Below are 2,540 nucleotides of genomic sequence, written 5' to 3'. Positions count from 1 at the left end.
TTGTAGATTCTAGTTTGGTTGGTTGCACTTCTTTAGTCGTTACAAGGAGAGAAGTTGATGGCAAGTCTTGTTCTTGATTTGTTTTATTCACAAGACGAACATAACGTACCAAGTGGGTTGCGACAGTTCTATCTGTTAACTGGCTAGCTGGTGTCCATTCTTGAGCATTTGCAGAATACTCTAGACTGAGTGCTGGATTTGTTTGACCTTGGAGCTGGATGCTTTTGACTTGATGGATACGGTCAAGTTTCATGCCTAGATAGCTATTTGCAGGAAGTTTAGTTCCAGCTGGAATTTGAAGCTCGTAACTGCCCAAGCTATCCACTACTGGTGTTTCCTTTAAGGCATCCACGTTGGTATCTGTTAAGTCGCTATTTCCAGAACGTGTCTCAACAGAGAAGTCCTGAATACGCCACCAAAGGTCACTTGCCTTAGTATTGCGTACTCGGATGTATCGAGCATTGATAGCTCTAGACACTTCCTTAGTTTGTTCTCCTGATAGGCGATCTAACTCTTGCCATGCAGATCCATCTGTAGAGTACTCAAGTACACCTGCGGCAAGTTTATCACCAGTTCCTTGACGAAGACGAACTTTAGTGACTGACTTGACTTCACCTAGGTCAAGTTGTGCCCAGGCATCTACTGGAGTCGTATTGCTGCCGTCAGCATTTGCCATCATAGCTTCTGTATTATCTTTACCATCAGTAATTTGACTTGCTGATGTTCTCAATTTATAAACTAGATTTGAGCTGAGGCTAATTGTAGCAGTTTGTTGTTTACGAGCGTTCTCTACTGGACGATTTACTGCAATCTCGCGAACTGCAAACCAGGTGTCATCACGATCTTCTGTAGCAATCATACGTACTGCTTTAGCTTTGATGTTAAGATTTTCAAACTGAACAAGTGACTCATTACCAACATAAGTTGGTTCTTTCAAACTTACCCAATTATCTTTTTCATCTTGATACTGCACTTCAGCCTTACTAAAGGTATCACGTGGATTTGCCTGAGTTCCCATAGCAAAGGTCAAGGTTTGGATATCTACCGGTTTGTTGAATTTCATGCCGATATAATCACCTGTCTTGATACTATTGGGTGATTTAATCAAGGCATGAGTTGCCAAGTCACCATCCGTTACTTCTGCCAAACCACCTTCTACACCTGTTCGATTGGTAATAAAGGTGCTGATGATTTGATCTGGATGCAAGACTTTTTGAACTTCAGACGCTAGAACTTCTTTCAAGGATAGGATAAATGGACGGATATGTTGAACCCCCAATTCAGCCTTTTCAAGATGGTCTACATAATGGAAGGTATGAGTTTGAGACTGTTCGTACAATTTCAAACCTTTATAGTAGCTGTCCCAAAGTTTGGCTGCATCATTTGTAGCCATAGCCTCTGTGCCTGTTAGGAAGGCATCAAGGGCATTCATTTGGTCAATTGCATTATCCAACCAATAGTGGATCTGTGCAACCATTTTTTTATCACCTGATGCTTTATAAAGTTCAGCTGCTTCTTTAATCTTGGCAAATTCTGCACGCAAGGCTACACGCTCTGCAGTTACATCTTGACCCGCTTTGAGCTTAGTCATGAAGTCTGTCAATTTTGGAGCTAATTCAACTGATTCTTCTAGTTTAACGACACGACCATCCATGTTTTGGTTGATCATATGCTTACCGAGTTCGCGGAAGGCTGCTGACACCTTGCTATCTTCAAAATGACCATTTTCAACAAAGTTGAAGGCAATGTCATTGAGTTTCTTAGCTTCTTCTTCTGATTTCCACTGTTTCCATGTATACTGAGCTCCAGCGAAGAGGGCAATCTTAGATGGTTCAGACTGTTGCATTGGGTTCAACATGATACCGGATAGCAAGCTTGGATCTACATTCGGATGAAGGAATTTCTCACCACCACCTAGAATCAAGTGTTGTTTAGAGTTATCTGTAACTGGCCAGTTCACCCAAAGTGATACTGGACGATAAGTTTTACCACCTGCAGTTAGATTGTTCTTGAGAGTTGATAAGAAACCTTCAGAAACTTCACCCCAAATCTTACCACCCGTCAAGGTCATAGATGTTGAACTTGGGAGATTTTCATTTAGAGATTTCAACTCTGCTTCACGCCCATTACCCCAATACTGACCTGGAACAAAGATCATTTCTTTGCGAAGACCGCTATAAGTTCCTTGCATTTCTGTCAACCAGTTGGTCATATCCTGCATCAAGCGGTTGTAGCTATTGTAGCCTCCAACTGGGCTTGGTGCATCATCGGCTAGAATACCAAATTCACGGACACCCACTTTCATCAACTGGGTAAATTTAGCCTTGATGGTTGCCAAGTCTTCTTGGTAATGCGCTTCATTACCAAATCGGATACGGTTGTTCATGAATGGATGAATGGTCCAAACATAGCGAGTTTTACTTTGATTTCCGACGCGAGCAAGTTCACGAATTTCAGCTAGTTTTTCTTCTGGGTAAAGTTCACGCCATTTCTTGTTGTGGTATGGATCATCTTTTGGTGCGAAGAAGTATTGGGTCAAT

General features: G+C 41.9%; 1 protein-coding gene. It reads right to left on the bottom strand.

Annotated elements, in window-relative coordinates; translation table 11 throughout:
• Positions 1–2,540: beta-N-acetylglucosaminidase domain-containing protein (locus ADH52_RS01935; protein WP_049509751.1), on the bottom strand; the 2,540-nt coding region annotated here is incomplete at both ends.

Source organism: Streptococcus pseudopneumoniae (assembly GCF_001072665.1).
Classification (GTDB): domain Bacteria; phylum Bacillota; class Bacilli; order Lactobacillales; family Streptococcaceae; genus Streptococcus; species Streptococcus pseudopneumoniae_S.
Note: the sequence above shows the minus strand (reverse complement) of the source record. Positions and strands in the feature narration are given on the sequence as shown.